The organism is Cupriavidus sp. IDO (assembly GCF_000812465.1).
Lineage (GTDB): Bacteria > Pseudomonadota > Gammaproteobacteria > Burkholderiales > Burkholderiaceae > Cupriavidus.
The window spans coordinates 1-2,992 of sequence record NZ_JWMA01000172.1 but is presented as its reverse complement, the minus strand read 5'-3'; the positions used below and the strand labels follow the sequence as shown (position 1 = coordinate 2,992).

Here is a 2,992-nt window from a genome sequence, read left to right as displayed (position 1 = left end):
GGGCAACTCGCACTCGCTCTCTCCACGCTGTGTCGCAGTAGCGCATTGGAGACGCCGAATTCATATAAGTTCTATCAAGAACGGAACACTACACTAGCTGCACGAGTTGCCCCGCCATGTCGGCAATGCTCAAATTCATGCCCAGCGCTCTTGCCAATGCATAAAGGGTTCCCCCCAGTAGGGCTAGGGACAGAATGCCCATCTTGACTTCGCTCACGACGCCTCCTCGCTATCTGCCGACTTGGGTCCGAGTTCCCCCGGCATAGCTGCAGCGAGCAGCGGCGTTGTAATTTATCTGGCCTCGTCACGTTTCTTTATAGAAACATTGGCACACCAGGACGCGGACACTCTGTGCGGCATCCCGCTCACCATGCGACGGCCGGTCGCCTCACGCTAGCGACTGCGTGGGGCCATTGGGCGTCACGCCCACCGCCAACAAGCTCTACAGCCTGGTGCGCAAGGGCAGCATGGGGACGCCCGCCGAGGTGCTGCTGCGCGCTCGCACGCGCGTGACCATCGAGCACCCCGACCTGCCGGATGCGTTGAAACACGTCGCCGCCGAGGCGGTCCAAACGATCTGGCAGGCGGCCAGCGTCGCCGAGGCCGAGCGCGAGGCCGCACAAGCCGTGGCCGCGCGCGAGGACGTCGCGGCGACCACCGCCCAACTGGCCGAGGTGCGGCAGTTGCTCGCGGAGAACCAGGCGGCGCTCACCGCCGAGCGGCAGGCCCACGCCGCCACCTAGGGGCGGTTCGAGGCGGGGCGGGCCGAGCTGGACGCCGCCGGCCGTCAGCTGGCGGAATTGCGCACCCAATTCTCGACCGAGCTGCAGCGGGCCCGCGAGCAGGTGACCATTGCCCAGGAACGGGCCGAAGCCAGTGAGCGCCGCGCGCTGCGTGAGCTGGACCAGGAGCGCACCGTGCGCCAGAAGAGCAAGCGCGTGGCCGAGGAGTTGCGCGGCGAACTGGCGGTCGCGCGCCACGAGGCCCGCGACGCGGCGGTGGCGAAGGCCGAAGCCCAAGCTGCTGGCAGCATTGAGCGTGGCGCCGCGCGAGCGGGAGGGCGGGCGGCGGCGCAAGGCCGGCGGCGGCCCGGCGCCGACAACGAATCAAGGGGCGGACACGCCCGCAGCCCTTCTCAACCCGAATGACGGCAACGATGACGGTGAAAAAATGAGCGGACGGACGCGATCCGCTGGATCCAGGCGCAGATGGCCGACTACGGGCTGCCCATGGAGGAGCTGGCGGCGGCGGGGTGCTTCGATCAGCCACCGCCACCACCGCCTCCCGCGGTCTGCTACCGCAACGCCGAGGGGTCTCCATGACATTGGACTCTCGCACCGGAGGAGGGAATATTACCTCAGTCATTTCAGGTGGCCTGCCGACTGTGAGAGGGCTCTCGGCCCTTGCGGCTGGCCGACCGACGCTGACCAATGCCCGCTCACGGGCCAAACTCAGTCGACCGATCGACACAAGGGCCGATTGACCGAAAGTGGCTGCCGGCTACCGCCGTTGCGATTCCGCCAGCCTTGGCCAGTAACGGTTAGCCGCGACGCGCGGGGCAAGGAACAATGTGAGGCCGGCGTTGCTGGGACGCGGCGATAAGGCACGATAACGGTGCCTTGTCGTGCTTCGTTAGTACGCGGATGTGTTGCGAGCTTGTCGGTGGTCGCGGCCGCCGCTTCGGACAATGCAGGCAGGTAGTGCAGCGCCAGGGTGCACGGCAGACGCGCATTGGCTGCGTGGGCCGCTGCGCGGCAAGCCGGTCGCGCACGGCCTCCCACTTCGCCCGCCGATGGCCGGCAACCCGCGCCGGGAATGTCCTGCTTCAGTTGACGCCAGGGCCGTCGATGCGGTCGATCAGCGTGTCCTGCGCTCTTACGCCGGGGGAGGGCTATGAGGCATAAGCGACACACCGAGCAAAGAGACCAACCCTATGAACCTCTTCAGCGGTTCTGTATGGCTCACTTAACGGCTATAACGCCGGATTTCACTGCGCGGCCGACTTTCAGCATCCGATGAAAACGCTAGCTACAGTGAAAATTTGCCATTATTTCAAGACCTAAGGTATTTTCAACGGATGTTGAAAGGGGTTCATTCAATGAAAGAAGCAGAAGCCCGTGCTGGCGAGGCGTTGCGACGGCTGCTTGAGAAGGTCCCGATCCTTCATATCGAAGACATCGAAGACATCGAAGGCGCCGCTGTGTCCGGCGATTGGCGGCCGGACTTTATCGCCCGGTTGCTCGTGGACGGGCGGAAGCACCTGCTCATCTGCGAGTACAAGTCGAACGGCCAGCCGCGGTACGCCCGTTCCGCGCTGCTCGAACTGCGTAATTTCGTGGCGCAACGATCCCCGCAGGCGACGCCCGTCTTCATCGCGCCCTACCTCTCACCTGCGGTGAGACAATTGTGCGCAGAAATGGGCGTCGGCTATCTCGACTTGGAGGGAAACGCCCGGATAGCCTTCGGCGGCGTGTTCATCGAACGCATGGTGTCAGACAAGCCCGCTGCCGAACAACGCGAACTAAAGTCGCTGTTCAGGCCGAAGTCGGCCCAGGTTCTACGCGCCATGCTGCGCGAGCCCGACCGTGCTTGGCGCGTCACCGAGTTGTCGGAAATCTCCGGAGTTAGCCTGGGGCACGTCAGCAATGTACGCACCGGCTTGATTGATCGGGAATGGGCGAGCGCGTCGGACGATGGCCTCGTCCTCTCAGCGCCCGACGCGCTGCTTGATGCATGGCGGGACAGCTACACCCAGCCGTCAGGTGAGCGGCTGCGGTTTTACACGCCATTGCATGGCAGCGCGCTGGAAGGCGCGGCCCGCAATGCTTTGGGCATGCAAGACAGTCAGAGACATGCTGCCTTTGCGTCCTTTTCGGCCGCACAGTGGCTTGCACCTTAGAAGCCCTAACAAAATGAGCTTGCAGGGCTGTTAACTTCAAGTGACTTTTGTTAACCTTTGCGTTGTTTCCCTCGCGCAAAGGACATGGCCAAA

The 2,992-nt window shown here is 64.0% G+C and carries 2 protein-coding genes and 1 pseudogene; 2 read left to right on the top strand and 1 reads right to left on the bottom strand.

Annotated elements, in window-relative coordinates:
• Positions 1 to 88 precede the first annotated feature (88 nt).
• On the bottom strand, positions 89 to 217 hold the full coding sequence (locus RM96_RS40640; protein WP_274520255.1) for a hypothetical protein: 129 nt from the start codon (positions 215 to 217) through the stop codon (positions 89 to 91).
• Between the two features lie 199 nt (positions 218 to 416).
• Here RM96_RS40640 and RM96_RS38115 point away from each other — a divergent pair.
• Together RM96_RS38115 and RM96_RS31350 are read left to right on the top strand one after the other, a co-directional pair.
• A pseudogene (locus RM96_RS38115) lies at positions 417 to 1,100 on the top strand (DNA-binding protein); the annotation flags it as partial.
• A gap of 998 nt (positions 1,101 to 2,098) precedes the next feature.
• A complete protein-coding gene (locus RM96_RS31350; RefSeq protein WP_443112291.1) occupies positions 2,099 to 2,899 on the top strand; it encodes a hypothetical protein in 801 nt (266 codons plus the stop codon).
• The last annotated feature ends 93 nt before the right edge of the window (positions 2,900 to 2,992 follow it).

Bases quoted from the DNA above. Each gene is read 5' to 3' on its own strand.
- RM96_RS31350 (WP_443112291.1), top strand. From the start codon at position 2,099: ATGAAAGAAGCAGAAGCCCGTGCTGGCGAGGCGTTGCGACGGCTGCTT.